This is a genomic window from Streptomyces saintjeani (genome assembly GCF_055409605.1).
Map to the genome: position 1 here is coordinate 8,302,605 of NZ_CP189624.1, position 26,832 is coordinate 8,329,436.

Here is a 26,832-nt window from a genome sequence, read left to right on the forward strand (position 1 = left end):
CCGCTTCGGCACGGCCCGACGACACGCGGTGGCTGAGGCGGGCCCGGCTCTCTTCAGGCGTGAGGTGCCGGGGCGGTGCTCGGGGGGTCCTCCGTGTCGCCCGCCCTGCGGCTGCCAGGGGGGCCGAAAGCGCTCGGCAGACTCGTGAAGTCCGTGTGGACCCCGGGGTCCAGGTAGGTGTTCTCGGCCCTCTCGACGATGTGCCGGGCGATGTGTAGCACGGCCTTGTTGTAGTCGCTGCGGAAGGTGCTCAGTTTCATGAGTCCGTACATGCCGTAGTGCCGGTATCTCTCCGGTTGTTCGGGGCTGAAGTACTGCACCTCGCTGACGACGCGCGGGAGTGTGCGTTCCTCCATCGGTGTCCACAGGATCGGGACGATCGGGAGCGCCGGGGCGTACTGCTTGTGCCGTGCGGTCGCCGTGCGCTGTGCGAAAGCCCACCACTCCCTGCCGCACCACTCGCTGGTGACATAGCGGGGCGAGAGGAGCGGTACGAACACCCGGCAGGTGCCGAGCGCGTGCGCCAGTTCGTCGTTCCAGATCCGCCCGGCGGTGAGCGACCGGTCCATGAATCCGGCGGAATCGGGCAGCGCCGTCATGCTGAGGATGTGGCTGCTCAGGTCGCGGAAGAGACGGTGCGCCCAGAGGTCCGGTTCGCCGGCGTCGGAGGCGCTGCGGGGGACGGGGGCGTAGCTCAGGAAGAAGTACGGCCGCGCCGAACTCGCCTCCGGGGAAAGGTACTTGGGGGCCGGCCGGTAGTGGTGGGCCAGCTCCGGCCGGCCCAGCGCCCTGGCCAACAGCAGCAGCACCGCGCACAGTTCGTCCCGGGAGCCCCGCACCTCACCCGCCTGGACCAGCAACTCCGCCGCGACCCGAACCCCCGTCGCCCCCTGGCGCGCGGCGGCCTCCTCGACCCAGTCCAGCCGGGGCAACTCCAGCGCGTCCAGCACGACGTCCAGTGGCCGCACCAGCGAGGAGAGCGGCACCTGGCGTACCCCTCCGGACGTCCACCGCGCCCCGACGCTCCCGAGCCGCAGATCCCCCCGTGCCCGCAACGGCCCCGCCGGATCCGACACCAGCGCCGCCCCCACCCCGGCCGAGGGATACCGCCCCGCCAGATACCGCGTCACCTGATCCCGGGTGGCCCGCTCCTGCGACCTCCGCACCAGCTCCCGCAACTCCTCGGCGATCCCCGGCGGAAAGGCGAACGCCCGATGGTTCCAGGGCAACGCCTCGTGCGGCAACGGATCGGCCCCGTCGGGCAACACGGGCGCGTACGGCGCGAGCATCCCCGAGAGGAACACCTCGGCGAGGTGCTCGGGCCCGGACTCGGGCACGGCGGACCGCTGCACCAGCCGCATCAACGGCACGGTCAGAGCGGTCCCGGCGCAGGCGAGGTGCGCGGCGAGCCGCCGAGCCTCGTCGGAGGCGCCGGAGAGAAAGTCCTCCAGCGCGTCTTCGGACGACTCCTCCCGCGAAGCCGGAACCCCGTCCAGCTGCTCCGCATCGTAGAAATGCAACGCCACTTCCCCCACCGGCGCCCCCACCAACCGTGCCCACCCCCGTACAGAAGTACCCCGCATGACATCCACCACCGGCACGGGAGGCACCGGCACGGCCAACGCTCCCCGCCCCACCTTCGGATGCCGCAACCGGAGCTGGTGATTGGCGGCGGCGGGCCGCGCGGCCGACGCCATCAGCCGGACCGTGGGCAACCCGGTCCCCGCCCACGTCTCCACCGGCAGCACATGAAACACAGCGGTGGGCCCCTTCACCGCCCACCCCGCCAACACCCTTTGCACGGCCCCGCTCTGCCACTGGTACCCGACCCCGTCGGTGAGCACGACGAGCAACGTCCGCTCCCCGGGCCCCGGATGCGCGGGCGGAGCCCCCTGCCGGTACGGCTCGGCGGTCACCCGGGGCCCCGCGGGATCGTCCGTGTCCATCCCCAGCAGCCGAATCCGCCGGAACGCCCGCAACCGGTGCAGCTCCTGGTGCAGTTCGAGCGCGGCGTCGTGCCACACGGCCATGGACACCCCGTCGTCCACGACGAGCGTGAGATCGAGCAGCGGCTCCCGCGCGGGTGCGAGAACGACGTCCCGGAACCCGTCGGCGATCGCGTCGACCGTGGCCCCGACATCGAGCCGCAGCGCGGTACGGGACCGTACGGAGGACCGCAGTGGCCGCAACGACCGGGCCAGCGCACGGGCGTCGGGCAGCGCCCGGGGCGTGGGCAGCCGGGTCGGCGACACGGCGGTCGCGGCCCCGTCCCCCCAGTCCGCAGCGGCGTAGAGGGGACGGGCCGCGGCGGACCCCGGGTCGCCGGGCCCCCGCCCGCCCCGCTCCCGCCCCGGCGCACGCGCACCCCCCGCAGGCACCGCCGCGTCCTGCGAAGCCCCCGCCCGCTGGACCGGCGTACGCGGACGGGCCGCGAGCCACAGGATGTCGGCGAGTTCCTCCGGCGTCGCGTCGTACCCGGCGGCGGCGAGGGCCGCGTGCAGGAGGTCGATCACGGGACGGGGTCCGTGCCGTCGAGGGGGCGCAGCACGGCCCGCAGGACGTGCGGTTCGAGGGAGACGGTGTTCAGCCGCAGGTGGATCGCGTTGAGGAGCTGGTCCGTGGCGAGCCGCCCGCCGCGCCCCGCGTCGTCGAACTCGGCGATCATCTCCTCCACGGCGGCCACCGTCTGCGCGTCGGCCCCGGTGAACTCGGCCCCGAACTGGGCCCGTACGACGTCCTTGAGGTGGTCGGGGTCGGGGTCGCGCAGGTCGAGGCGGACGCAGCGGCGCAGGAACGCGGGCGGGAAGTCGCGCTCGCCGTTGCTGGTGATGACGACGACCGGGAACTCCTGGCAGTACACCCACCCGTCGACGACGGCCGCCTTCGGCGCGGGCTCCCCGTCGAGGGGAGCCCGGTAGGGGACCGGCCGGGTCAGCGTGACCTGCGCCTCCCGGTCGCCGGTCGCCTCGGAGCTGCGGCTCAGCTCCGGGATCTCGAACGCGCCCTCCTCGAACACCGTCAGCAGGTCGTTCGGCAGGTCGATGTCCCCCTTGTCCAGCTCGTCGACCAGCAGGACACGCGGGGCGCCCGGTGCGGAGGCGAGCGCGGTGCCGAGCGGCCCGAGCGCGACGTACCGCTCCACCGGCGGCATACGGGACGGGTCGGCCGTCGCGTCGCGCAGGCGGGCCACCGCGTCGTACCGGTAGAGCGCGTCGGTGAGCATCGAGCGGGAGTTGACGGCCCAGTGCAGGACCTCGCCGAGGCCGAGGTCGTCGGCGATGGCGTGCGCCAGCGACGACTTGCCGACCCCGGGGAAGCCGGTGACCAGCAGCGGGCGCCGCAGGTGCAGGGCGGCGTCCACGACGGCGGCGTCCTCCGGGCGGATCACGTACGCCGGGCGGGCGGGGCGCTGTTCGCCGAAGCGGCGCCAGGGCGGGCCGGGCGGCAGCGGCACGGGCAGGCTGTCGTGCGGGTGGCGGAACAGCCCGCCGGGGGAGTCGGCGCTGGTCACGGGCGTGGTGTCCTTCCGGGAACGCGCGGGCGTGGCCGGGGCGGCAGCCGGCCGGGGTCGTCCCACAGCAGCACCAGTCCGGGCGCGGACCCGTCCCGGTCGCCGCGCAGGTCGCGGACCTCCTCGGGCAGCAGCCTCGGCGGGACGCCGGTCCGCAGGTCGGTCAGGTCGCCGCCCTGCCGTACGCCGTCGACGCGCCGGTGCCAGGTCATCACCGGCACCCCGGCCTCCGCGCAGTACGCCAGCGCCGGTGTGAACTCCCGGCAGTCACCGGAGAGTTCGACACACCCCACGTCGGGGGCGGCGGCCAGCGCGGACCGCAGCCCCGCCAGGTCCCCGGCGTCCCGCCGCAGCCAGTGGTGGTCGCCCGCCGCTGCGTCGTGCCCGCAGGCCAGCCACCGCCGCTCCCACGGCGTACGCCGCCCCACGCACCGCACGACGACGGTGGCGACCTGCCCGAGCGCCGTGTTGTCGACGCCCCGGTGCCGGACCGGTATCCGCTCGACCTGGAGCTCCAGCTGGCCGTGCGGCAGGAAGAACTCGACCCCGAGCTCGTGCCGTGCGCCGAGGAGCGGCTCGATCAGCTCGGCGAGCGTCAGCTGGGTGCGCCGCCAGTTCGCCGGCCGCGCCCCCGGCAGCCGCTGCGGGCGCTGCTCGGCCGGGTCCACCAGCCAGGCGGCCGGCGTGTAGCGGCCCTCGCCGGCCGCCGCCTCCGGGTCGTCCACGTCGAGCAGGACCAGCAGCCACGCCTTGCCGCCCCGCCGCCGTACGGCCTCCTGACCGGCCGCCGTCACCCGCGCCCTGAGCGCCCCCGCGTGCCCGGTGCGCCGCGCCACGTCCGCGCCCCACCGGATCAGGCCCGCGCCGTCCCCGGTCCGCGCCTCCGCCTCCGCCGCCACCAGCGAGGTGAACCGCAGCAGGGGCGGCAGCGCGATGTCCTTGCCGCAGCCGGCCGCCTCCAGGGAACGCAGCAGCGCGTCCGTGCCGTCCGTCGCCGTCACGTGGTGGCGCAGCCGCCGGTCGTACAGCGCCGTCGCCCGCACGTCCGGCACGGCGGCCAGGAGCGCGGTCAGGCGGGCGTGCTCCTCGTGCGTGAGGAACTCGTTGGGCCGCAGGTCCCGGCCCGCCGCGCGCAGATCGCCGGGCAGCAGGTCGACGAGCGTGGGCACGCCGTGCGGGGTGCGGGCGGCGGCCGTCACGATCTGCCGCGCCGTCGGCTCCCCGGCCCCGTCGCTCACCGGCACCACCACCGGCGCCCGCTCCGCGAGCAGCCGCGCGCACCGAGCCCGCGCCGCCCCGTCCGGCAGCACCGCGTCCAGCAGCCCCGCCAACGCCACCTCCTCGGCCGTCGGTGGCACCAGGAACTCGCCCGACACGGCCGTACGCCCGTCCCAGTTACGGCGCGACAGGCTCGGCTTCTGCGCGGTCAGCCGCTTCTCGCGCAGCACGGCGAACTCGGCGTCCACCTGGTCGCTGACCCGGTGCAGGTCGGGCAGCACGTCGTGCGAACCGTCGTCCAGGAAACGCAGCAGCGTACGCGAGAACAGGCTCGCCGCCTCGCCGGGCCCCCAGCTCTCCGCCGGGGCGACCCGCGCCCGCTGGCCGGTGCTGCACGCGTGCAGGACGAACAGGCCGCGCTCGGTGACACGGGGACCGTTGGTCGCCACGTCGACCATGTGCAACTCGCCCCCGCGAGGCTGGTTCTGACACGCGTTCAGGGCGACCGCGACCTTCGGCACACCGCGCCCCTGGCGGGCCCCGACCCGGGTGGACTGGAGCGCGAGCTGCAACGCGTCCACGTCCACGACGTGCTTCGTCGTCGGGGTGCTGTCGGCGAGGAGGAGTACGTGGCTGCCGCTGCCGTCGATCAGGCCGTGACCCGACCAGAACACCCACAGGAGGTCGGCCTCCAGGTCCGCCATGCCTTCGAGGAAGTGCTGGGTGATCGCGGGGTAGGACACCTCGCGCCAGTCGGTGCCGGCCAGTCGGGTGGGGTCGAGGGGGGAGGCGAAGACGGTGATGTTCCCGGCGGGCACTCCGCAGCCGTGCACGAGCCAGGACATGAAGGCGGACGCGTCCGCGCAGGGGCCCTGGACGTTCCAGTCGGGGTCCTTGTATGCCTCCACGGCGACGATCAGGGCGTGCGTACGGCGCGGGTCAGCCATCGGCGTCCCCGAACAGCTCCCGCTCCAGCGCGCGGTACAGCGGGGCGTGGTCCCAGTACGCCGAGTGCGCGCGCAGCAGCGGGCGGCGGGTGTCGACGGCGACGTCCGTGACCCGGTCCGCGCCGAACACCGGGGCGGCGACGTGGGCCAGCGGGTCGCGCGGGTCGTACACGTTGATCCAGTGCCGGGGGAACGTCGCGGGCAGCGGGGCGCCGACCGGCAGCGAGTGCAGGGCGTCCAGCTCGTACAGGAACGGCGCCTGCGAGCCGACCGTCACCAGCGCGCGGACCTTGTCCCGGAGGTCCTCCGTGGCCAGCAGGTCCACGCAGGCGACGCCGCCGAGGCTGTGCGCGAGGAGGACGACGGGCGGTGGCGCGGCTTCCACGACGTCCCGGATGTGCCGGCGCAGCCCCGCGCCCCGCGCCTGGTAGCGCAGGACGTCCCCGATCGGCGGCGCCGCCTGCGCGCTCAGCTTCGTCCGGCTCCTGCGCACCCGCCACGACGCGGCCCACTCCGTACCCCGCCAGAACGGCAGCCACACCGGGCGCGTCACGTCCGACACGACGCCCAGCGCCGCGCCCGGTTCCCCCAGCGCCCGCAGCACCACGCCGAGCAGCTCCTCCACACCGCGCCCGTCGAGACTCGCGCCCGCCGCGTCCCAGCGCAGGTCCGCCGAGGCCAGCGCCGAGGCGACCACGGCCCGCGCGGTGACCTGACGGACGGTCGTGACCTGGGCGGTCGTGTCCGGCAGCAGGGCCGTCAACGCCTCGCCGACCTCGCGGGCCGCCCCGGCGATGTCCTCGGGGAGGAGGCCGTGCGTCTGCGCCGCCTGCCGTACGGCGGGGTCCTCGGCCAGGTCCGCCAGCAGCGGGGCGAGTTCCTCCACGGGGGTGAGGTCGCGCGGCGGTACGTACGCGCCGGTGCCGCGCTCGTCCTCCTCCGCCAGCAGCCGGAGTTCGGCCAGCGGGTCGGCGTCCAGGAGGCCCCAGGACGCCAGCCGGATGTCCTCGCGCGGGCGGGTCGGCAGTGAGGCGCCGTCCAGGTGGAGGCGGGCGCCGTGCTCCTCGCCCCAGAAGCAGGGGACGGGGGTCAAGTCGCGGTCCAGCTCGGCGAGGTGACGGGAGACCAGGGTGAACAGGGAGGCGTACCCGTCCTCGCGTACGCCTGTGCCGTGGACCAGAACAACGCTCGTCATCGCGCCCCCCGCCGCCGAATTCCGGGGTCAGTGTGGCAGAGGCGGGGCGGGGGCGGGCCTTGTTTGTGCGGTTTCGTGCGGGGTACGCCTCCAGATCGATTTCTACAGTGCTGTAGATTTTACCTCGGGTTTGCCGGGGTCCGCCCGGGCCCGCGACGAGAGAGCGAGGTGACCCATGTCCGTCGACATGACGAAGGGTCAGCGGATCAGCCTGAACAAGTCGGACGGCGGTGCGCTGACGTCCGTCCGGATGGGGCTGGGGTGGCAGGCCGCCCAGCGCAAGGGGTTCCTGGCGAAGCTCGCCGGGCCCAGGGAGATCGACCTCGACGCGTCCGCGCTGCTCTTCGCCGACGGCCGGCTCGTGGACGTCGTCTTCTTCCAGCACCTCGTCAGCGACGACGGGTCCGTACGGCACCTCGGTGACAACCTCACCGGGGGGAGCGGGGCCGGCGGGGACGACGAGGTCGTGCTCGTGGACCTCGGGCGTGTGCCGGGGCACGTCGACCAGATCGTGTTCACCGTCAACTCGTTCACCGGGCAGACCTTCGCCGAGGTCGAGAACGCGTTCTGCCGCGTCGTCGACGAGGTCACCGGGAAGGAACTGGCGCGGTACACGCTCAGCGGGGGCGGCGCGTACACCGCGCAGATCATGGCCAAGCTGCGGCGGACCGGCGGGGGCTGGCAGGTCGAGGCGATCGGGGAACCGGCCACGGGGCGGACGTTCCAGGATCTGCTGCCGGCGGTCTCCGCGCACTTGTGAGACGTACGGGGCCCCGCGAGCCCGCCGGAAACCGGGCTCGCGGGGCCGGGGTGCCGTTCTCCGGCGTCAGTCCCGGGAATTGCCGAACAGCAGGCGGTAGCCGACGAGCAGGACCAGTGAACCGGCTATCGCCGCGCCCCACGTGTAGAGGTCGAAGAAGTCCTTCACGACCGGGCGGTCCAGGAACTTCGAGGACAGCCAGCCGCCGATGAAGGCACCCGCGATCCCGATCAGGGTGGTGCCGATCAGGCCGCCCGGGTCACGGCCGGGCAGCAGGATCTTGGCGATCGCTCCGGCGAACAGGCCCAGGATGACCCAGCTGATGATGCCCACGTTGACCTCCGTAGGGGGCGGCGAGCGGTCACGCCGCCGGCGTTCAAGGTTTGCGTACTTGCGCAATCCTATGAATAACGCGGACGGCCTGACCAGGGTTTCCCGCCCCCTGGTGCCGCCCCGTCGAGGTTCTGTCGCAAGATCAGGACATAAGCGAGCCCGGAACCCGTCACCCCTGATGCGCGCGCCGGAACTCCCCCGGCGTCACCCCCGCCTGCCGCGCGAAGAACTTCCCGAAGTTCGTCGCCTCCGAGAAGCCCAGCCGCCGCGCCACCACCGACACCGGCTCGTCCGTGTGCGCCAGCAGCCGCCGCGCCTCCAGCGCCACCCGCCCGTCGATGACCTGCTTCACCGGCACCCCGGTCGCCGCGAGGCACGCCCGCGTCAGCGTCTTGACGGTGTATCCGAGGCGCCGCGCGTAGTCCTCGGCCCGCCGCGTCACCGCGTACGACACCTCCAGCTCGGCCCGCAGCCGTACGTACACCTCGCTCCCGGCGGCCTCCTCGCCGCCGTCCCCCGGCAGCCGGTCCACCTGCAACAGCAGCGCGGCGAGCAGGAGCCGGAGAATCTCCGGCGACACCCGGCCCGGCCGCGTGGACTCGGCCCGCAGCTGGGCCAGCAGCGTCGAGAGGGCCGCGTACTCCCGCCCCGTACCGAGCTGCCGGCAGACCGGCCCGCGCCACTCGCGCACCAGCCGCTCCACCCCCGCGACGGCGGGCGGGAACTCCGCCGTGAACATCAGGTGGACGCCGTCGAGCGCGCCGCCCGCCCCGAAGCGCTGCACCTGCCCCGGCCGGATCCACAGCAGCGTCCCCGGCCGGCAGGCGTACGTCACGAAGTCCACCGCGTGCTCCCCGGTCCCCGCCGTGACCAGCGTGACCGTGTGGAAGCCGACCCGGTGCACCCGCTCCAGGACACGGCCGGCCGTCCGCTCCCGCACCGCGCCAAGACCGGCGATCTCGAAGCCGGGAACCGGCGCGAGCGGCGGGTTGAACCCGAACCCGGGGATCGCTTCCACTGTCCTGCCCTGTTCCTGTCCGATTCCGACCACGGGAACCACCCGGCTCACCGAGATTATGACGCCGGTCCGGAACCCGGATGTCATACCTGAGGAGGAGCCGCACCGCCCCGCCTGGTGCCGTCGCACCAGCTCCGACTGCCAGTAGAGGCACGATGCCCGGACCGGGTGCCGGGGGCGAACCTGTCAAGGTCCCCGCACCTTGACCTGGAGAGACCCTTTCCGTGGCTACCTTTCTCTACCGCATGGGCCGCACGGCCTTCCGACGACGCTGGCTGGTGGTGCTGCTCTGGGTCGCCCTGCTCGGCGGGCTCGGCGCGGGAGCCGTGAGCGCGCCCGCCGCCGAGGACAACGGCACCTCGTTCATGCCCGGTATCGAGGCGCAGAAGGCGTTCGACCTGATCGGCCAGCGCTTCCCGGGCCGCGACTCCAACGGCGCGAACGCCCGCATCGTGTTCGTCGCGCCCAAGGGCGAGAAGGTCACCGACGGCGGCAACAAGGCCGCCATCGACCAGCTCGTACGGGAGGCCGGAGACGGCTCCAAGGTCGAGCAGGCCGTCGGCCCCTTCGCCGCCGGAGCCGTCAGCAAGGACGCGACGACCGCGTACGCGCAGGTCACCTACAAGGTGAAGGCCGACGACCTCACCGACGCCGACAAGTCCGCCCTGGAGAAGGTCATCGACCGGGCCAGGGACTCCGGGCTGACCGTCGAGGCCGGCGGCAACGCGCTCGGCTCCCAGCCCGCCGCCGGGGGCTCCTCCGAGGTGATCGGCGTCGCGCTCGCCGCCGTCGTCCTGCTCATCACCTTCGGCTCCCTCGCGGCGGCCGGACTGCCGCTGCTCACCGCGATGGTCGGGGTCGGCGTCAGCATGGCCGCGATCATGGCGGTCGGCAGCCTCTTCGGGCTCACCGCGACCACCGGCACCCTCGCCACGATGCTCGGCCTCGCCGTCGGCATCGACTACGCGCTGTTCGTCGTCTCCCGCTACCGCGAGGAGCGCGCGGCCGGACGCGAACCCGCCGAGGCCGCCGGGATCGCCGTCGGTACGGCCGGCAGCGCCGTCGTCTTCGCCGGGCTGACCGTCGTCATCGCGCTCGCCGGGCTCTCCGTCGTCGGCGTGCCGATGCTGACCAAGATGGGGCTGTGCGCGGCGGGCGCGGTCGTCGTGGGCGTGCTGGTCGCCCTCACGCTCGTGCCGGCCCTGCTCGGCATGTGGCCCAACGCTGCGCTGTCCCGGAAGGTCCGCCGCAACAAGGACCGTCGCGCCGATGAGGAGAACGGCGGCTCGCGCTGGGCGCGGTTCGTGCTGCGGCGGCCGGTGCCCGTGCTGCTCGCCTGCGTCGCCGGGCTCGGGGTCATCGCGATCCCCGCCGCGCACCTCGAACTCGGCATGCCGGGCGATGAGGCGAAGCCGACCTCGACGACCGAGCGGCGTGCCTACGACGACCTCGCGCGGGGGTTCGGGCCCGGGTTCAACGGGCCGCTGACCGTCGTCGTCGACGCGAAGGGCGCGAGCGACGCGAAGGGGGCCGCCGCCGGGATCGCCGCGAGGATCAAGGACACGAAGGGCGTCGTCTCCGTCACCGAGCCGCGCTTCAACCAGGCCGGTGACACGGCCCTGTTCTCCGCCGTGCCGTCCACCGGGCCCAACGACGAATCCACCAAGGACCTCGTCCAGCACATCCGGGGCGAGCGCGCGGCGGTCGAGCGGGAGACCGGGGCGACCTTCGAGGTCACCGGCACCACGGCCATGAACATCGACGTCGCGCAGGCCCTCCAGGACGCGCTGGTGCCCTACCTCGTGGTGATCGTCGGGCTCGCGCTGATCCTGCTGCTGCTCGTGTTCCGGTCCCTGCTCGTCCCCGTGAAGGCCGCGTTCGGGTTCCTGCTGTCCGTGCTCGCCTCGCTCGGCGCGGTCGTCGCCGTCTTCCAGTGGGGCTGGGGCGCCTCCCTCATCGGCGTCGAGCAGACCGGGCCGATCATGAGCCTGATGCCGATCTTCCTCGTCGGCATCGTCTTCGGCCTCGCGATGGACTACGAGGTGTTCCTCGTCGCCCGGATGCGCGAGGCGTACACCCACGGCGAGTCCGCGCCGAACGCCGTCGTCAGCGGCTTCCGGCACAGCGCGCGCGTCGTGGTCGCCGCCGCCGTCATCATGATCGCCGTCTTCTCCGGCTTCATCGGGGCGGGCGAGTCCATGATCAAGACGATCGGCTTCGGCCTCGCGATCGCCGTCCTCTTCGACGCGTTCGTGGTCCGCATGGCGCTGGTCCCGGCGGTCCTGGCGCTCGTCGGGGACAAGGCGTGGTGGCTGCCCGGATGGCTCGCGCGGGTGCTGCCCCGGGTGGACGTCGAGGGGACGGGGCTGCGGGCCGGGGAGCCGGAGGAGGTACGGGAGGCGGAGACCGTACGGGTCTGAGGAGCGGGGCGGTACGGGGGCCCCGAATCGCGTACGGCGCCGGGGTTCCCGAGCCGTACGCGATTCGGGAGCGCCGAGCTCTACGGGGCCGAGGGCGCCGAGTCTTGCGGGGCCGCGCCTCGCGAGCCGTCGGGCCGAGTCCCGTACCGTCCCCGGCCGCTCCGTCTGACAGCATGATTCCCCCCGCCCCCCAGCCCTCTTCCTCCGGAGAACCCTCGTGAACACCCGGCGCCTCCACGCACCCGCCGCCGACGTCTGGCTGATGGTGACCACTGTCGCCCTCGGCGTCGGCGGGAGCGCGCTGAGCACCGGGTGGCGGTTCGGTGAGGGGCACCTCTTCCCGGCCGCCGTGCTCGCGACCGTCGCGGGGGTCGCCCTGCCCTGGCGCCACCAACGGCCCCTCGCGGTCGTCACGCTCACCACGGCGTGCGCGATGTGCCAGGGCCTCCTGGGCATGCTGGTCACCCCGCTGCTGACGGCCCCGATGACGGTCGCGCTGTACTCCGTCGGCGTCCGCGAGGACCTCAGGGTCCGGCGGACCGCCATCCTGATCTCCGGGCTCGGCATGGCCGCCAGCGGCATCGCGCTGACCCTGCGCGACCACGAGTTCTTCCTCACCGTCGTCAACCCCGTCGCCTGGGCGCTGCTGCCGGTCGCGTTCGGCAGCTACGTACAGGTTCGCCGCGCGCTGGCCGCCTCCCGCGCCGAACAGACCGTACGCGCGCGCGAGGAGGAGGCCCACCGGCGGGTCATCGAGGAGCGGATGCGTATCGCGCGCGAACTCCACGACGTCGTCGCCCACCACCTCGCCCTCGCGAACGCGCAGGCCGGCACTGCCGCGCACCTCAAGCGCAGCAACCCCGAGCAGGCGTTCGCGATCCTCGACGAGCTGTCCGGCACGACGGCCTCCGCGCTGCGCGAGCTGAAGGCGACCGTCAGCGTCCTGCGCCAGACCTCCGACGGCGAGAACCTCGCACCGGCACCGGGTCTCGCCCGCCTGCCCGAGCTGACCGCGTCCTGCGCGGCGGCGGGCGTGACGGTGAGTGTCGTCGTCGACGGCACCGCGCGGGACCTGTCGCCCGCCGTCGACCTCACCGCGTACCGCATCGCGCAGGAGGCCCTCACCAACGTCACGAAGCACGCGGCCGTTCCCGAGGCGGAGGTACGGCTCGCGTACACCGACCGGTACGTGACCCTGACCGTGCGCAACGCCCCCGGCGCCGTACGGCCTCGCGGCGGACACGGCTACGGCCTCATCGGCATGCGCGAACGCGCCCTCTCCGTCGGCGGCACCTTCCACGCCGGACGGCGGCCCGACGGCGGGTTCGAAGCCGCCTGCACCCTGCCCCTGCACCACCGCGACCCCGACGGAGGCGACGGCCCATGACCACGCGCGTCCTGCTCGCCGACGACCAGGCGCTCCTGCGCGCCACCTTCCGCATCCTCGTCGACTCCGACCCCGGCATGACCGTCGTCGCCGAGGCGGCGGACGGCCGCGAGGCCGTCGACCTCACCCGCGAACACGCCCCCGACGTCGTCGTCATGGACATCCGGATGCCGGGTACGGACGGTCTCGCGGCCACGGCGGAGATCTGCGCGGACGCCTCCCTCGCCTCGACCCACGTCCTGATCCTCACGACGTTCGAGGACGACGAGAACGTGGCCCGGGCCCTGCGCGCGGGCGCGGGGGGCTTCCTGGGCAAGGACGTCGGCGCGGACGTCCTCCTCTCCGGCATCCGTACGGTCGCGGCGGGCGAGTCCCTGCTGTCGCCCGCCGCGACCCGCACCCTGATCACCCGCTTCCTCACGACCCCGGACCCGGCGCAGGCCCTGGCCCCTCCGGCTCTCCTCACCACGCTGACCGACCGCGAACGCGAGGTCATGTCGCTCGCGGCGCTCGGGAAGTCCAACGCGGAGATCGCCGAGCAGCTGGTGCTGAGCCACCTGACCGTCCGCAGCCACATCCAGCGGGCGATGACGAAGCTGCACGCCCGGGACCGGGCCCAACTGGTCGTCATCGCCTACCAGTCGGGGCTGGTGGAGGCGAAGCCGCCGGGGAGGTGACCGGGTCCGTTCGCCTGTTCCCCCGTCCATCCGCACGGGTGATCCCACCCGTGGCGGCGCCACCCGGCGCAAGGGTGCCGCGTTGGGGTCCGTGACGACAGTGCAGTGACGGTTCTGCAACCGGGCCGCCGATCGGCTCCCGACCCCCGGTCCGCTGCCGTCCCGCTCGCGAACACGCAGGTCACGGTATGGAGAGTTACAACGTGTGGACATGTGCCGACACCCTCGGGACCCTGCCCGCGCCCCGGCGCGGACGAACGGTCGACGGAGGCATGCTCGGCCGCGCATCCGAACTGGCGGACCTGCGTGCGGCACTCGCGGCGCGCCGCCTGGTGACGGTGACGGGTGCGGCGGGGATGGGGAAGAGCAGGCTGGCGCGGGCGGCGGCGGGGCCGGGGGCCGTGGTGTGGGTGGGGGAGAGCGGGGAGGGGAGGCTGGCGGAACGGGTGGCGCGGGCGGTGGGGGAGGCGAGAGCGGGGGGACCGGAGGGGTGTGTGCTGGACGAGGCGGGTGTGGAGGCGGCTCATCCGCTGCGGGAAGCCAGGGCCGGAGGGCCGGAGTGCTGCGTGCTGGACGAGGCTTCCGCGGACGCGGCCGGGCGGCGCGCGGTCGTACGGTCCGGTAGCCCGGTCGGTCACCCGCGGTCCCGCGCGGCGGACACCCCCACCGCCCCCCGCTCCGCGCGCACGCCGGAGCGCTCACCGGCTCACGCGACCACCCGCCCCGACCCCGTGGCCGCCCTCCGCGCCCTCGCCGCCCCCCACCCCCTCCTGGTCCTCGACGGCGTGGACCCCGTCCACACCGAGTGCGTCGGCCTCGTACAGCGCCTCCTGATGGACGTACCGACCCTCAGGGTCCTCGTCACCGCGCGCAAAGCCCTCGGCCTGGGCGAGGAGCACGTCCTGAAACTCGGCGCGCTGGGCCTGCGCGGCCCGGCCGTGGAGCTGTTCCTCGACCGCGCCCGCACCGCGACCGGACGTGAACTGGGCAGCGACGACCTGGCGGTGGCGCAGCGGATCTGCCGGCTCCTCGAAGGCGTCCCCCTGGCCATCGAACTCGCGGCGAGCCAGCTCACCCGCCACTCGGCCACCGACCTCGCCGCACGCCTGGAACGCGACCAGTGCTGGCTCACCGGCCCCCACCCGGGCCCCCGCAGACACCGTTCCCTGCGGGACGCGGTCGGCGCCGGATACCGCCTGTGCGAACGGGAGTCGAGGGTGGTCTGGGCCCGCGCGAGCGTCTTCACGGGCTCGTTCACGGAGGCGACGGCGGTCTTCGTGTGCTCCGGCGCCGGCGTGGAACCGCACCAAGTCCCGGGCCTGCTCGCTCAGTTGGCGGCATCGGGCGTACTGGAGACCCTCGGGGAGCCCGGCGGCGTACGCCTCTCCCGCTACCGGATGACCCGCGCGGCCCGGGACTTCGGCGCGGAACGCCTGCGCGAGGCCGGCGAGTCGGCGGTCGCGTACGAACGGCACGCCCTGCACTACCGTCGCGTCGCGGCCGTCGCGGAGAACCTCTGGACCAACGGCCAGCAGCGCCAGGCGGTCCGGCTCGTCCGCGAGGAGTACGACGACCTCACCGCCCTCGTCCGGCACGCGCACGCCCGCCCCGGGCACGTCGAGGCCGCGCTGGAGACCGTCGTCGACCTCTGGTTCTGGTGGGCCGTCCACGGCCACGCGGCGCAGGGCCGCGCCCACCTGCGCCGGCTGCTGCCGCTGGCCGACCCCGGCGGCCCGCTGCTCCCGCGCGCCCTGTGGCTCACGGCGTGGCTCGGCACCGCCGACCCCGAGGCGGCCCGCGAACTCCTCGGCCGCGCCTGGACCGGCGCGGTGCTCGCGGGCGACGACGCGACGGTCGGCCGGATCGCCCACGTCGAAGGCGTACTGGCCTGGCGGGACGGCTCCCTCGGCGTCGCCGAGTCCTGCTTCGCGCAGGCCGCCGACCTGATCCCGCCGGGCGCACCCGGCGGCCCCGCCGGGCCGGTCAGCCTCGCGGCCCTGGCGATCGTCCAGTCGTACCGCTCCCCCCGCGCGGCCCGCCGCACCGCCCACCGCGCCCTGTGCACCCCCGGCGCCGACTCCTGGTCCACCCTCCTCTCCCGCTACGCCCTGGCGGTCACCGACCACCCCACCCACCCCGCCCGGGCCTGGCACCGCGCCCGCCGGGCCCTGTCCACGATCGACACCCACATCGACGCCCCCCAGGGCACCGCGGCTCTCCTGCGCCTGATCGCGGACGTGGAGTGCGGACGGGTGGGCGACGGCGGGATCAGGGCCTTCGTGCCGGCGGGGGCGGAGGGGGTACGGGAGGCGCCGGTCCCGGGGGCGGTGAACACGTCCTCGCCTGCGAACTGACGCGGTTCAGGCGGGTGTCCCCGCGTCCGGTACGAACGCGGCGCCGTGCCCCGGCACGATCAGCGCGGGTTCCATCGCCAGCACCTTCGCCCGCGACTCGTGCAGCAGGCCGGGGCTCGCCGCGAACGGGTCCTCCGCCGGGCCCTCCGCGCTCCACCACAGGTGCGTGAAGACGACCAGCCCGTCCCGCGTCTCCACCAGCGTGCTGATGTCCTCGGCCGTGTGCCCCGGCGTCGCGGCGAGCCGGATCGACGGCGACAGGAAGAGCCCGTCCGCCGGCCGGTCGGTCCACACGTCGTTCTGGTAGGTCGCCCAGTGGTCGTGGAACCGGGCCACCGGGAACAGCGCCGCGTTCAGCGTGTGGTCGGGGTGGTGGTGGCTGAACACGACGTCCGTGACCTGGGCGGGGCTGACCCCCTCCGCGGCGAGCGGATCGAGGATCAGCCCCCGGTCGGCGACCATGCCGGGGTCCACGACGACCACGGTCTCGCCGTCGCGCACGAGGCTCACCGTGCTGGCGGTGCGCGGTCCGACGTAACCGGACGTCAGGACGCGGAAGGTGGCGCTCATTCGCGGAACCCTAGCCGCCGGATGCCACGGCGCACAGGGGTGTGCGTGGGCCGGAAGCGATCCCCCGGGACAATTGATGTTGTGCAAATCGTTGACGGCAATGAGAAAACGGCCCTAGATTCCGTGCGCTCCCCCTTCCCCCTGACAGGAGCCCGACACCCATGCGAACCCGCTCCCGCACCGCCCTGACGGCCTTAACGCTCAGCCTCGCCGCCGTCCTCGCCGCCCCGCCCGCGCACGCGGACACCCCGGCCCCGGCCCGCCTCACCGGCACCCTCGCCGACGGCGCCACCTGGATCGCCGACGTCCCCGCCGCCTGGAACGGCACCCTGCTGATCTTCAGCCACGGCTTCGGCCCGACCGTCGCCCGCAACGCCCCCTCCGAGGCCGTCCGCCTCGACCTCCTCGCGCGCGGGTACGCGCTCGCGGGATCGTCGTACGACCCGAACGGCTCGATGTGGGCCCTGGAGAGCGCGGAACGCGACCAGTTCCAGACGATCGACGCGGTCACCGCCGAGATCGGCCGCCCCGCGCGCGTGCTCGCCGTCGGCCAGTCCATGGGCGGCCTCGTCAACGCCCAGCTCGCGCGCGACGGCGCCGGACGCATCGACGGCGCCCTCGGCCTGTGCGGACTCGTCGCCGGCGCCACCGACCTCGACAACTACCAGCTCGACGCCGAGTACACGATCGCGAGCCTCCTGCTGCCCGGCGAGGACGTGAAGCTCGTCGGCTTCGCCTCCGCCGCCGAGGCCGCCACCACCGCCCAGCGCCTCACCGACGCCGTGAACGCCGCCCAGAAGACCCCTGAGGGCCGCGCACGCGTCGCCCTCGCCGCCGCCTTCCTCAACCTCCCCGCGTGGGCGCCCGGCGAGGACAAGCCCGCCCCCACCGACTGGGCCGCCCAGCAGGAGCAGCAGTACGCCTGGTTCGCCCAGGGCATCCTGTCCTTCGTCGAGGGGGGCCGCTACGCGATCGAGCAGTCCGTGGGCGGCAACAACTCCTGGACCAAGGGCGTCCGGTACGACCGGCTGCTCGCCGGTTCCGTCCACGCGCCCCAGGTCCGCGCCCTGTACCGGGCCGCCGGACTCGACCTGCGCGCCGACCTCGCCCGGCTCACCGCGCGCGCCGGCATCACCGCCGACCCGGCAGCCGTCCGCACGGCCGCGCGCACCTCGTCGGTCGGCCAGGGCCTCGCCGTACCGCTGCTGAACGTGCACACGATCGCCGACAACCTCGTGCCCGTCGAACAGGAGAGCCGCTTCGGCGCGCGCGTACGCGCGGTGGGCGACGGCGCGCTGCTGCGCCAGGCGTACGTCGACCGGCAGGGGCACTGCGCCTTCACCACCGCGGAGACCGTGGCCGCCCTGCACGCGCTGGAGGACCGTGTCGACAGCGGCCGTTGGGGCGCCTCCGCGACGGCCGCCGCGCTCCAGACCTCGGCCACCGCCCTCGGCCTCGACGGCGCCGCCTACCTCCCCTACCGGCCCGCCCCGCTGACGGTCGGCAGGGACCGCCACTGACGGACAGCGCCGGGACATGACCGAGGGGCGGGCGATGAGATCATCGCCCGCCCCTCAAGCCTGCCGGATCAGCCCTCGACCCAGCCGTGATGCTTGGCGAACTGCGCGAGGCCCTGACGCACCTGGAGGATCTGCTCGCCCGTGAGCGAAGCGGCGGAGGACAGCAGCGTCTCCGTCACCTCCCGGGTGAACTCCTCGGTGTTCAGGACGTCGCACAGGACGTCGTCGTCCGGCGTCAGCGGCTTCCCGTCGGCGCCGCGTGCGAGCCGCACGTCGGACGCCTTCGGACCGCGTTCGCCGTCCTCGATCTCGAACTCCACGGCAACGCCGCGGCGGATCTGCGATTCAGGCATCAACATGTCATTGACGTGCAGGAAGACATCTTCCCCGCCGTCATCGGGAGAAATGAATCCATAACCCCGCGCGCTGTCGAAGCGCACCACACGACCGGCAACCATCCCGACCCCCAACAGCCTCGAAACACCCACTCCGGTGAACTTGTGGCAGATCGTAACCAAGGCGGGCCCCTGAGGGCGACTCCCGGGCGTTCACTGTGCGCGATACGGGGTGGTCGACGACTCGGTCACGCTCTGCGCGGCGGGACACGGATCGCCTCGCCACCCATTAAGCGTACGGCCCCGGCCCGCCCTCCCGCACCGGTCGGCGGACGAATCCGGACGAGCCGGCGCGCCGTCAACCGCAGTCCCCTCACGGAGAGTTCACGCGCGCGGGCCGCGCGAACGGCGGTTCACCCGTATGAGGTGCGGATCCGCCGCGCGAGACGCCGCGTGCCCGGTGCACAACCGCCCGCCCTGTGATGTCCGGCACATCGGCGGGGCCCGGGTGGGTGACCGGACCGCGCGGCTGACGGACACGGCGCCGGCGGGGCCGTATAGAGACCTGCCATGCGGACACGACGACTCTCCCGGCTCCCCCTCGCCGCGCTCGCCCTGAGCGCCCTCCTGACGGCCTGCGCGGGCCCCGGCGACACGGTTCGGCCCCTCACTGCCGACGAGGCCCAGCGGCTGGCCCTGGCGCGCTTCAGGACGTACCGGACCGGCACGGCGGCGATGGACCTGCGGGTCGCCGCGCCCGGCGGGACCACCGAGGTGCGCGCCGTCGTCGACCACCGCGCGCACCGCGCGGTCGGCTGGTACGACGCCGACGGCGCCCCGAAACTGCTCGCCTGGAGCCCCGAGGGGCTGGCGGTCGCGAAACGCGGCACGTACGGCGCGCCCGCCGCGAAGCCGCCCACCGGGGACGCACCGCGCGGGGACGCCCCGCGGGAGACGGCCCTGCGCGAGGCCGCTCTGCGGGAGGCCGCCCGCCTCAACGCCGCCTCCTGGGACCGCCGCCCCTACGGCCGCGCCCCCCTCGACATGGCCCTCCAGCTCGCCCTCTCCCTCGCCGCCGACCGCCCCGACAACGCCCAGCTTCTCGCCCAGTCAGGACCCCTGCACCTGCGCGAGGACACCATCGACGGCCGCGCCTACGACGTCCTCGCCGGTCCCCGCCCGCGCCCCGCCGCCACCGGCCGCCCCCTCACCGGGCGTTCACCCGTCACGTACTGGGTCGACGCGGAGGGAGTCGTACGGCGCGTGTCCGCGCGCCTGGGGGACGCGCGGACGGTGACGCTCGACCTGACGGGGGAGCGGGTGCGGGGGAGCGTCCCCAAGGGGCCGTGGGACGGAAAATGACCGGAACGCGGCCCCCTGCGGGGACGCCGATGTGATCGAAAATGACCAGTTCGACGCCCCCTGAGGGAGCCGCGTTCCGCACATCCGCGATCACCTACGACGGCACCCGGTACGCCCGTACGTCCACCCGCCCCGGCAGCCCCGCCGCCGCCCGCGCGGGCGCGTCCGGCGCGTCCGGCAGGTTCGGCTGGGCGGGCGGCGCGGGCGCGTCCTGGAACGAGACGCCGGGAGGCGCCGCGACGACCGGGACCGCCCCCAGCGCGCGGCCCGTCGGCCCGGACGCGTCCGGCGCCGGAGCCCCGCACCCGTCCCGGCCCGGCAGCCGCTCCGGGCTGCGCCGCGCCTCCCTGTTGCGCACGAAGCAGTTGCCGCCCGCGTTCCCCGTCGCCAGCACCAGGTCCGCGCCGTTGCCCGACACGCGGTTGTCGCGCACCGTGTTGTCGCGCGCCGGGTACCCCTGGACGTCCGCGAGCACCACCCCCGCCGCCCGGTTCCCGGTGACGAGGTTGCGCTCCACGACGTTCTCCCGGCCGCCGCCCGACCCGATGCCGATGCCGAAACCGCCGTCCGCCTGCTCCGGGCTGCGCGGGTCGTTGTTGTCCGTGAACGCGTTCCCCGCGACGACCGCGCCGTGCTGCGGGCCCAGCGCCTCCAGGTCGTTGGAGTTGAGGGTCAGCCCGACCCGGTTGCGGGACGCCCGGTTGCCCAGCAGGTACAGCCGCTCCGAGGCGTTCGTGACCTCCAGGCCGACCGCGTTGTGCTCGACCACGTTGTCCCGCACGACCGTGTCGCACGGCCGGCACTGGCCGACGTAGATCCCCGAGTCCGCCTGGCCCGACGCGTACGACCGCTCGATGATCCCCGCGCGCGCGTCGAACGCGTAGATCCCGTACAGGGCGTTGTTGTACGCGGTCACGTACGACGCCCGGAACCCCCGCAGCGGCGGGAACCTGGCCGTGTCCAGCGGGTCGTACGCCGAACCCCCGGCCCGGCCCGCCTGGAGCCGCTCGTCGGTCACGCCGGTGAACAGGACGCCGTTCGCCAGGTGGTTGCGGACGGTGAGGTTCTCGACGACGGCCTCCGCGCCGGTCACGGTGACCCCGTTGGCCCGCTTGAACTCACCGTCGATCACGACCCGGTTGCGGTCGGTCCCCCGCAGCACGACACGCGGCTTGGCGACGGTCACGGACTCCCGGTACACCCCCGGCGACACGAGCACCAGCCCGCCGTCCCGCACCATCTCGACGGCCCGCCGCACGGACGAGGCGTCCTGCGGTACCCGGACGACAGCCGCCGTACCGCCGCTGCCGGCCCCCTGGGCCCCCTCGTCACCGCCTCCGGAACATCCCACGGCTCCCACCGCGACGACAGCTGTCAGACACCAGCGGGCGAGAGCCCGGACACCGGGAAGAAAGAGAAGATTTCGCACGGACGCACATCTATCGCCCCGAGCCCCGGGCCGACAGCACCGACGCCCCGCGACACGCCTCCGGTTTGGACCGGGGGCGTGTCCGGCCGTGGCGAGGAGGGGCCGCCGGGGGTGCGGGACGGCGGCCAGGTCCCCTACGGCTCAGTCCTGCTCCAGGTCCGCCTTCGCCGCGCGCTCCTCGTCCCGCTTCCTGAGCCGCGCCGCCTCCTTGCGGACCTCCGCCTGCGTGGCGCGCTCCTTCTCCAGCCAGGACGGCATCTCGTCGCGCAGGGCCTCGATCTCGGCGCTGGTCAGCGGGTCGGTGACACCGCCGCGGGCCAGGCCCGCGATGGAGACGCCGAGGCGGGCGGCGACCACGGGGCGGGGGTGCGGGCCGTCCAGTCGCAGGTCCTGAAGCCACTGCGGGGGGTTCTCCTGGAGCTCGGTCAGCTCGGCGCGGGAGACGACACCCTCCTGGAACTCGGCGGGGGTGGCGGGGAGGTACACGCCCAGCTTCTTCGCCGCGGTGGCGGGCTTCATCGTCTGGGCGGTCTGGTGCGACTTCATGGGCCCAGGGTATCCGCCGCCGGACAGAGGTCCGAACACAGCCGGTAACCTTGCGGCGTGACTGACTCGGCGGATTCCCCCACGTTCCGGCTCGCCTACGTACCCGGCGCGACCCCCGCCAAGTGGGCGCGCGTCTGGGCCGAGCGCTACCCCGGGGTCCGCCTCGCCCTTCTCCAGGTGACCTCCACCGAGGTGTCCGACGCCCTGCGCTCCGGCACGGCCGACGCCGGCCTCGTACGGCTCCCCGTCGACCGGACGACGTTCAGCGCGATCCCCCTCTACACGGAGACGACGGTCGCCGTCGTCCCCAAGGACCACGTCTTCACGGCCGCCGAGGAGATCACCCTCGCCGACCTCGCCGACGAGACCGTCCTCCACCCGAAGGACGACGTCTTCGACTGGGACCAGCCCCCCGGCGAACCGGCCTTCGAACGCCCCGAGACGACGGCCGACGCGATCGACCTCGTGGCCGCGGGCATCGGCGTCCTCATCGCCCCCCAGTCCTTGGCCCGCCTCCACCACCGCCGCGACCTCACGTACCGCACGATCACGGACGCCCCCCAGTCGACGGTGGCCCTCTCCTGGCCGGAGGAGGCGACGACGGACCTGGTGGACGACTTCATCGGGGTGGTGCGCGGGCGGACGGTGAACAGCACGAGGGGCCGGACCAAGGAGGAGCCGAAGAAGGCGCCGGTGAAGAAAGCCCCGGCGAAGAAGGCGGCGAGCGGCAGGAAACCCGCACGGAAAACCACGAGCCCCAAGCCGCGCCGCCGCAAGTGACAGTTCCTAGGACACGTACGTCGCGCGCTGTGCCGTAGCGACGGTCACCTCTCCGTCCGAGGCTCCCAGCAGCCCGCCGGTGACCCACGACGCGACCACCGCCCGCACCCGCTCCACCAACGCCCCCTTGTCCGCGAACGGCGCTCCCGCCCACACCTCGTCGAGCAGTGAACTCCCGTCCCCCTTCACGGGATTGGCGACCTCGGAATCCACGCCCCCGAACACCACTCGCCCTTCTACCCGCCGCACATACACATGCGAGGGCTCCTCGGTCCCCTCGAAGAACGGCGCGAACTCCACACCGCCCAAGGAGAAGTGCAGCGGCTTGCCCTCGACTGCCGTGAACGAGGACGCCAGATCCCCCGACAAGGCGGCATTCCGGTACAGCGCGACGGGAAGATACGACGTGGACGCACTGCGCGCGACGAGATTCACCGGCCCGTAGAACACCGACTGCACGGACGGGTCGTCCGGCGTCCGCTCCACCCGCATCCGGAACGGCACCTCCACCCGCACCACATCCCCGTCCCGCCACTCCCGCGACACCCCGAAGTAACTCCCCGGCACCGGACTCCCGCTCACCGCCTGCCCGTTGACGGAAACCCGGAACCCGTCGACGGCCCACACCGGCACCCGCAGACGCACCTCGAACCGCCCGCCGCCGCGAACCGTGAGAGTCGTCCCCTGCTCGAAGGGGAAAGCGGTGTCCTGCACGACACGAACCCCCTTCGACGCCCACTCAAGCGTGGACGGCGAGAAGAGATTGACGTACAGCGAACTCCCGTCGGCGGCAACGAAATACACCGTGTCCTGGTATTTCGTGGCGCTCTCCAGCCCCGTACCCTCACAGCACGTGGTGCCCTGCTTGGGCGTGTAGTCCCGCACCTGCCCAGGATTCAGCCCGAGGAAGTACGTGACGAGAGGCTTCTCCGCGTCGGCGGCATCCCGCTTGGACCCGAGCACCTGGTTGAACAGGGCCCGCTCGTAGTAGTCCATGTACTTCGCGTCCCGCGCGTGCAGGAACAACGCCCGGCTCAGCTTCAGCATGTTGTACGCACAGCAACTCTCCGCCGACGCACCGCTGATGACCCCGGCGACGACATCCCGCGCCCGCCAGAACTCCGCGTCGCTGGTCCCGCCGATCGCGTACATGCGATGCGGTACGACCATGTCCCAGAAGTTCCGCGCGGCGGCCAGGTACCGCTCCTCGCCGGTCGCGTCGTACAGCCGCAGGTACCCGGTGAAGATCGGGATGTGCTGGTTGGCGTGCAGCCCGTCGAGGACGTCGGTGTTCGCGGCGCACGCGTCGATGAGCCGGTCGAGGTCGAACAGCCGCGCCAGCGCCAGGTGTTGGGCCTTGTCCGTCAGGTCGTACAGATCGCACAGCGCCTCGACGATCCCCCCGAACTCACCGCTGGAGAACAGCCCCCACATCCGCTGGAGCGTCGCCTCGGGCAGCTTCGACAGCCGGGAGTGCATCCAGTCGGCCATCCCGCCCGCGAGGTCGAGCGCCCGCGCGTCCCCGGTCGCGGCGTACGCGTCGAGCAGCCCGCGCAGGATCTTGTGGGCCGTGTAGTACGGCGCCCACACCTTCGAGTAGTCGCTCGCGGTCATCGACTCCAGCTGGATGAACTGCGTCTCGGGATACGCCGCGAGGAACCCGGCATGGCTGGGGGAGCCCCAGGTCCGCCGCAGGGCCGCGGTGAGACCACGCCCCGAGGAGTCCGCGAACGTACTGCCTGACGTCTCGTCGAACCGGTACGAGGCAAGGTCTCCTGAACCTCTGCCGCTCTGAAGTCCCGTGATCTCGGCGGCGGTCAGCGCACGCGACCACACGTCGAACCCGCCGAAGGCCCCCGCGAACACCGGATCGCCGGAGTAGTTGGACCGCCCTAGCCAGTTGTTGGTGAGCGTCCCGAGCGCGGCCGGCGTCAGGGTCATCGCCGAACTCCGGCCCACCGCCTGCCCGTTGACGTACAGCGTGCCGACCCCGCCGCCGATCGTCACCGCGAGGTGGCTCCACCGGTCCAGCGGCAGCGCGGCCGTACCGTCGATGCCCTGCTCGCCACCGGCCCCGCTCGTGGTGATCGCGAACCGGGGTACGCCGGCGGCGCCTCGGGCCGTGAGATAGAGGTAGCGCGTCGTGCCGTCGCCGAAGTCGAAGACGCGGGCCCAACTCCCGTCGTGCGCCGGTCTGATCCACGCCGCGAGCGTCACCGACGAGGCGCCGCCCAGGACTTGGGCGGGCAGCTCGACGTACTGGTGGGAACCCCGCACGTTCTCGGCGGCCGTCCCGAACCTGCCCCGCACGCTGAGCACTTGGGGTGCGCGGCGCAGGGCCTCGCGGGACTCGGTCAGGGCGCCGACGATCGTGCGGATCTTCTCCGCGTACACCGCGTCCCCGGTGCTCGCGTACGCCTGGGACAGCATCGTCAGGAAGTGGCCCGTGTAGTGGCCGCGCAGATTCCCGTTCGCCTCGCCGTCGAGGCCCTCCCAGCCGCCGGGGGCGACCGCGCCGAGCGTGGCGAGACCGGCGTTCGCGCGGAACACCTGGAGCAGCCGGTTCACGTCGTACCCGCGCGCGTGGTCCAGCATCAACCGCCGCTTGTCCGCGAGGAGTCCGGGGCCCAGGGAGACCTTGTCCAGCGGGAGGGGGAGCAGGGGCCGGGCGGCGGGGGCGGCGGACGCGTGGCCCGCGCCGGTGGTTCCGGATGCTGCGGCGGCGATCATCGCGCTCCTGAGGAGGGTGCGTCGGGAGAGGGGCGGGGCCATGTGCTCCTCGATTCTGCGGCTGCGGGGGTGCGAGGGGCGTTCGAGATTTCGGGTGCCGTTCGAGAGGTCGTCCAGAAGATAGGCAGGGGGCAGCGGGACGTCAACGGGAGGGACGGGTACGGAAGTTTCGGCGCGGCCCGGCCCTCCGTCAGCCTCCGGCGCCTACTTCGCCGCCGCCCGCCCCACCGACTCCACCAGCGGCAGCAACCGGTACGGCACCCTCTCGCGCAACGCGACCTCCGTCCGCGTACGCACCACCCCGGGAACGCTGATCAGCTTCTGGATGACGTCCTCCAGATGGAGGTTGTCCCGCGCGACGACCCGCGTCAGCAGATCCCCGCCACCCGTGATCGAGAACGCCTCGACGATCTCCGGTACGGCGGCCAGGGCCTCGCCGACGTCGTCGAGGTGGCCCTGTGTGACCTCGATGTGCACGAACGCGAGCACCGGGTGGCCGAGCGCGCCGGGGGAGAGGGACGGGCCCGTACCGGTGATCACCCCGTCGCGCTCCAGCCGGTCGAGGCGGGCCTGGAGCGTGCCCCGGGCGACCCCGAGGATCCGCGCGTACTCGCGCACGCTGGTGCGCGGCTGCTCCAGCAGCAGCCGCAGGATGCGGGTGTCGAGCTCGTCCACCGCCATGCCGTCGGCCTTCCCGGTGCGCTGATGATCACCGGCGACTGTACCAATGGCCCGGTGCGGGGGCCTGCGGTGAGCGCCCGGCGCCCCGCCACCTCACAGCACCGGCGCCCGAGGCCCGTCCGGTGCGGCCCTGCGGCCCTCCACCACCGTCCGCGACACCTCCGCGACCTCCGCCGCCTCCAGCAGCCGGAACCCGTCCGCCGTCACCAGCGAGACCAGCGGGAACAGGCGGCGCGAGAGGTCGGGGCCGCCGGTCGCCGAGTCGTCGTCGGCCGCGTCGTACAGCGCCTGCACGACCGCCGTGACCGCGTCCGCCTCGCTCATCCCCGGCCGGTACAGCTTCTTCAGCGAGCCGCGCGCGTACACCGAACCCGACCCGGTCGCCGCGAACCCCGAGGACTCCTCGGACCGGCCGCCCGTCACGTCGTACGTGAAGATGCGGCCCTCGCCCCGGTCCACGTCGTACCCGGCGAAGACCGGCACGACCGCGAGGCCCTGCATGGCCATGCCGAGGTTGCCGCGCACCATCGTCGTCAGGCGGTTCGCCTTGCCGTCCAGGGACAGGGCGGTGCCCTCGATCTTCTCGTAGTGCTCCAGCTCCAGCTGGAAGAGCCGGACCAGCTCGATCGCGAAGCCGAGCGTGCCCGCGATGGCCACCGCCGAGTACTCGTCGGCCGCGAACACCTTGTCGACCTCGCGGTTCGCGATCACGTTCCCCATCGTGGCCCGCCGGTCGCCCGCGAGGAGCACGCCGTCCGCGTACGTCGCCGCGACGATCGTCGTACCGTGCGGCGCCTCGAAACCGGAAACCCGCGGGAGCGCGCGGCGCGACGGCAGCAGCTCGGGGGCCTGGGCGCCGAGGAAGTCCAGGAAGGACGACGATCCGGTGGCCGTGAACGCGGACGGCAGCGCGCCGTCGGGCTGGTGGCTCATGGGGCTCCCTTTCTGTCGGGTCGTGATCGGCCTACCCGACCGGCCGCCCGCGTATGCGCCGGGCGCGCGGATGGTCCGTTGGCCTGGCGCTGGACCATGGGAGGCCGAATTGGCTGAGCCAATGGA

The 26,832-nt window shown here is 73.6% G+C and carries 21 protein-coding genes; 8 read left to right on the forward strand and 13 right to left on the reverse strand.

The window, feature by feature from the left end:
* Positions 1–53: 53 nt before the first annotated feature.
* The 4 genes from ACQCO7_RS37080 to ACQCO7_RS37095 are packed head-to-tail and all read right to left on the reverse strand — an operon-like array spanning position 54 to position 6,871.
* Positions 54–2,513 (reverse strand): TIR-like protein FxsC, encoded by a 2,460-nt coding sequence (locus ACQCO7_RS37080; RefSeq protein WP_464075914.1) that lies wholly within the window; start codon positions 2,511–2,513, stop codon positions 54–56.
* Positions 2,510–3,511, reverse strand: a complete 1,002-nt coding sequence (locus tag ACQCO7_RS37085) for an AAA family ATPase (protein WP_464075915.1) — start codon at positions 3,509–3,511, stop codon at positions 2,510–2,512. Before ACQCO7_RS37085 ends, ACQCO7_RS37080 begins: the two co-directional genes overlap by 4 nt.
* Entirely contained in the window at positions 3,508–5,676 is a 2,169-nt protein-coding gene (locus tag ACQCO7_RS37090) for a VMAP-C domain-containing protein (RefSeq protein WP_464075916.1), read from the reverse strand. Before ACQCO7_RS37090 ends, ACQCO7_RS37085 begins: the two co-directional genes overlap by 4 nt.
* Positions 5,669–6,871 (reverse strand): hypothetical protein, encoded by a 1,203-nt coding sequence (locus tag ACQCO7_RS37095; RefSeq protein WP_464075917.1) that lies wholly within the window; start codon positions 6,869–6,871, stop codon positions 5,669–5,671. The genes ACQCO7_RS37090 and ACQCO7_RS37095 overlap by 8 nt, the downstream gene beginning before the upstream one ends.
* Before the next feature lie 175 nt (positions 6,872–7,046).
* Between ACQCO7_RS37095 and ACQCO7_RS37100 the strand changes: the two genes are divergently transcribed.
* Positions 7,047–7,631, forward strand: coding sequence for a TerD family protein (locus ACQCO7_RS37100; RefSeq protein WP_464075918.1), 585 nt, complete (start codon positions 7,047–7,049; stop codon positions 7,629–7,631).
* A gap of 66 nt (positions 7,632–7,697) precedes the next feature.
* On the opposite strand, the gene ACQCO7_RS37105 is transcribed toward ACQCO7_RS37100, so the two are convergent.
* Both ACQCO7_RS37105 and ACQCO7_RS37110 read right to left on the reverse strand, forming a co-directional pair.
* Entirely contained in the window at positions 7,698–7,964 is a 267-nt protein-coding gene (locus tag ACQCO7_RS37105) for a GlsB/YeaQ/YmgE family stress response membrane protein (protein ID WP_464075919.1), read from the reverse strand.
* 169 nt (positions 7,965–8,133) lie between these two features.
* The gene (locus tag ACQCO7_RS37110) at positions 8,134–9,015 is read right to left on the reverse strand and encodes a helix-turn-helix domain-containing protein (protein WP_464075920.1); all 882 of its coding nucleotides are present in this window, start codon (positions 9,013–9,015) and stop codon (positions 8,134–8,136) included.
* 191 nt (positions 9,016–9,206) lie between these two features.
* On the opposite strand from ACQCO7_RS37110, the gene ACQCO7_RS37115 reads away from it, so the two are divergent.
* The 4 genes from ACQCO7_RS37115 to ACQCO7_RS37130 all read left to right on the forward strand — a co-directional run bounded on the left by ACQCO7_RS37115 (position 9,207) and on the right by ACQCO7_RS37130 (position 15,820).
* A complete protein-coding gene (locus ACQCO7_RS37115; RefSeq protein WP_464075921.1) occupies positions 9,207–11,402 on the forward strand; it encodes an MMPL family transporter in 2,196 nt (731 codons plus the stop codon).
* A 217-nt stretch (positions 11,403–11,619) separates the two neighbouring features.
* A complete protein-coding gene (locus ACQCO7_RS37120) occupies positions 11,620–12,789 on the forward strand; it encodes a sensor histidine kinase (protein WP_464075922.1) in 1,170 nt (389 codons plus the stop codon).
* A complete protein-coding gene (locus ACQCO7_RS37125; protein ID WP_464075923.1) occupies positions 12,786–13,466 on the forward strand; it encodes a response regulator transcription factor in 681 nt (226 codons plus the stop codon). Before ACQCO7_RS37120 ends, ACQCO7_RS37125 begins: the two co-directional genes overlap by 4 nt.
* Positions 13,467–13,654: 188 nt before the next feature.
* Positions 13,655–15,820, forward strand: coding sequence for an ATP-binding protein (locus tag ACQCO7_RS37130; protein WP_464075924.1), 2,166 nt, complete (start codon positions 13,655–13,657; stop codon positions 15,818–15,820).
* Between the two features lie 6 nt (positions 15,821–15,826).
* Here ACQCO7_RS37130 and ACQCO7_RS37135 read toward each other — a convergent pair whose 3' ends face one another.
* Entirely contained in the window at positions 15,827–16,390 is a 564-nt protein-coding gene (locus ACQCO7_RS37135) for an MBL fold metallo-hydrolase (protein ID WP_464075925.1), read from the reverse strand.
* Between the two features lie 161 nt (positions 16,391–16,551).
* Between ACQCO7_RS37135 and ACQCO7_RS37140 the strand changes: the two genes are divergently transcribed.
* Entirely contained in the window at positions 16,552–17,910 is a 1,359-nt protein-coding gene (locus ACQCO7_RS37140; protein WP_464075926.1) for an alpha/beta fold hydrolase, read from the forward strand.
* 68 nt (positions 17,911–17,978) lie between these two features.
* On the opposite strand, the gene ACQCO7_RS37145 is transcribed toward ACQCO7_RS37140, so the two are convergent.
* Complete coding sequence (locus tag ACQCO7_RS37145) at positions 17,979–18,368, reverse strand: cold-shock protein (protein WP_029184760.1); 390 nt, start codon at positions 18,366–18,368, stop codon at positions 17,979–17,981.
* Between the two features lie 447 nt (positions 18,369–18,815).
* Here ACQCO7_RS37145 and ACQCO7_RS37150 point away from each other — a divergent pair, with 447 nt between their 5' ends.
* The gene (locus ACQCO7_RS37150; RefSeq protein ID WP_464075927.1) at positions 18,816–19,607 is read left to right on the forward strand and encodes a hypothetical protein; all 792 of its coding nucleotides are present in this window, start codon (positions 18,816–18,818) and stop codon (positions 19,605–19,607) included.
* 94 nt (positions 19,608–19,701) lie between these two features.
* Here ACQCO7_RS37150 and ACQCO7_RS37155 read toward each other — a convergent pair whose 3' ends face one another.
* Both ACQCO7_RS37155 and ACQCO7_RS37160 read right to left on the reverse strand, forming a co-directional pair.
* Entirely contained in the window at positions 19,702–20,958 is a 1,257-nt protein-coding gene (locus tag ACQCO7_RS37155; protein WP_464075928.1) for a right-handed parallel beta-helix repeat-containing protein, read from the reverse strand.
* Between the two features lie 219 nt (positions 20,959–21,177).
* Positions 21,178–21,582, reverse strand: a complete 405-nt coding sequence (locus ACQCO7_RS37160) for a DUF5997 family protein (RefSeq protein WP_464075929.1) — start codon at positions 21,580–21,582, stop codon at positions 21,178–21,180.
* Between the two features lie 57 nt (positions 21,583–21,639).
* On the opposite strand from ACQCO7_RS37160, the gene ACQCO7_RS37165 reads away from it, so the two are divergent.
* On the forward strand, positions 21,640–22,362 hold the full coding sequence (locus tag ACQCO7_RS37165) for a LysR family substrate-binding domain-containing protein (RefSeq protein ID WP_464075930.1): 723 nt from the start codon (positions 21,640–21,642) through the stop codon (positions 22,360–22,362).
* Between the two features lie 6 nt (positions 22,363–22,368).
* Here the strand turns inward: ACQCO7_RS37165 and ACQCO7_RS37170 are convergent, their stop codons facing one another.
* The 3 genes from ACQCO7_RS37170 to prcB all read right to left on the reverse strand — a co-directional run bounded on the left by ACQCO7_RS37170 (position 22,369) and on the right by prcB (position 26,706).
* Positions 22,369–25,134, reverse strand: a complete 2,766-nt coding sequence (locus ACQCO7_RS37170) for a beta-L-arabinofuranosidase domain-containing protein (protein ID WP_464075931.1) — start codon at positions 25,132–25,134, stop codon at positions 22,369–22,371.
* Positions 25,135–25,296: 162 nt separating this feature from the next.
* Entirely contained in the window at positions 25,297–25,773 is a 477-nt protein-coding gene (locus ACQCO7_RS37175) for an Lrp/AsnC family transcriptional regulator (RefSeq protein WP_010354673.1), read from the reverse strand.
* A gap of 93 nt (positions 25,774–25,866) precedes the next feature.
* Entirely contained in the window at positions 25,867–26,706 is an 840-nt protein-coding gene (gene prcB, locus ACQCO7_RS37180) for a proteasome subunit beta (RefSeq protein ID WP_464075932.1), read from the reverse strand.
* Positions 26,707–26,832: the final 126 nt, after the last annotated feature.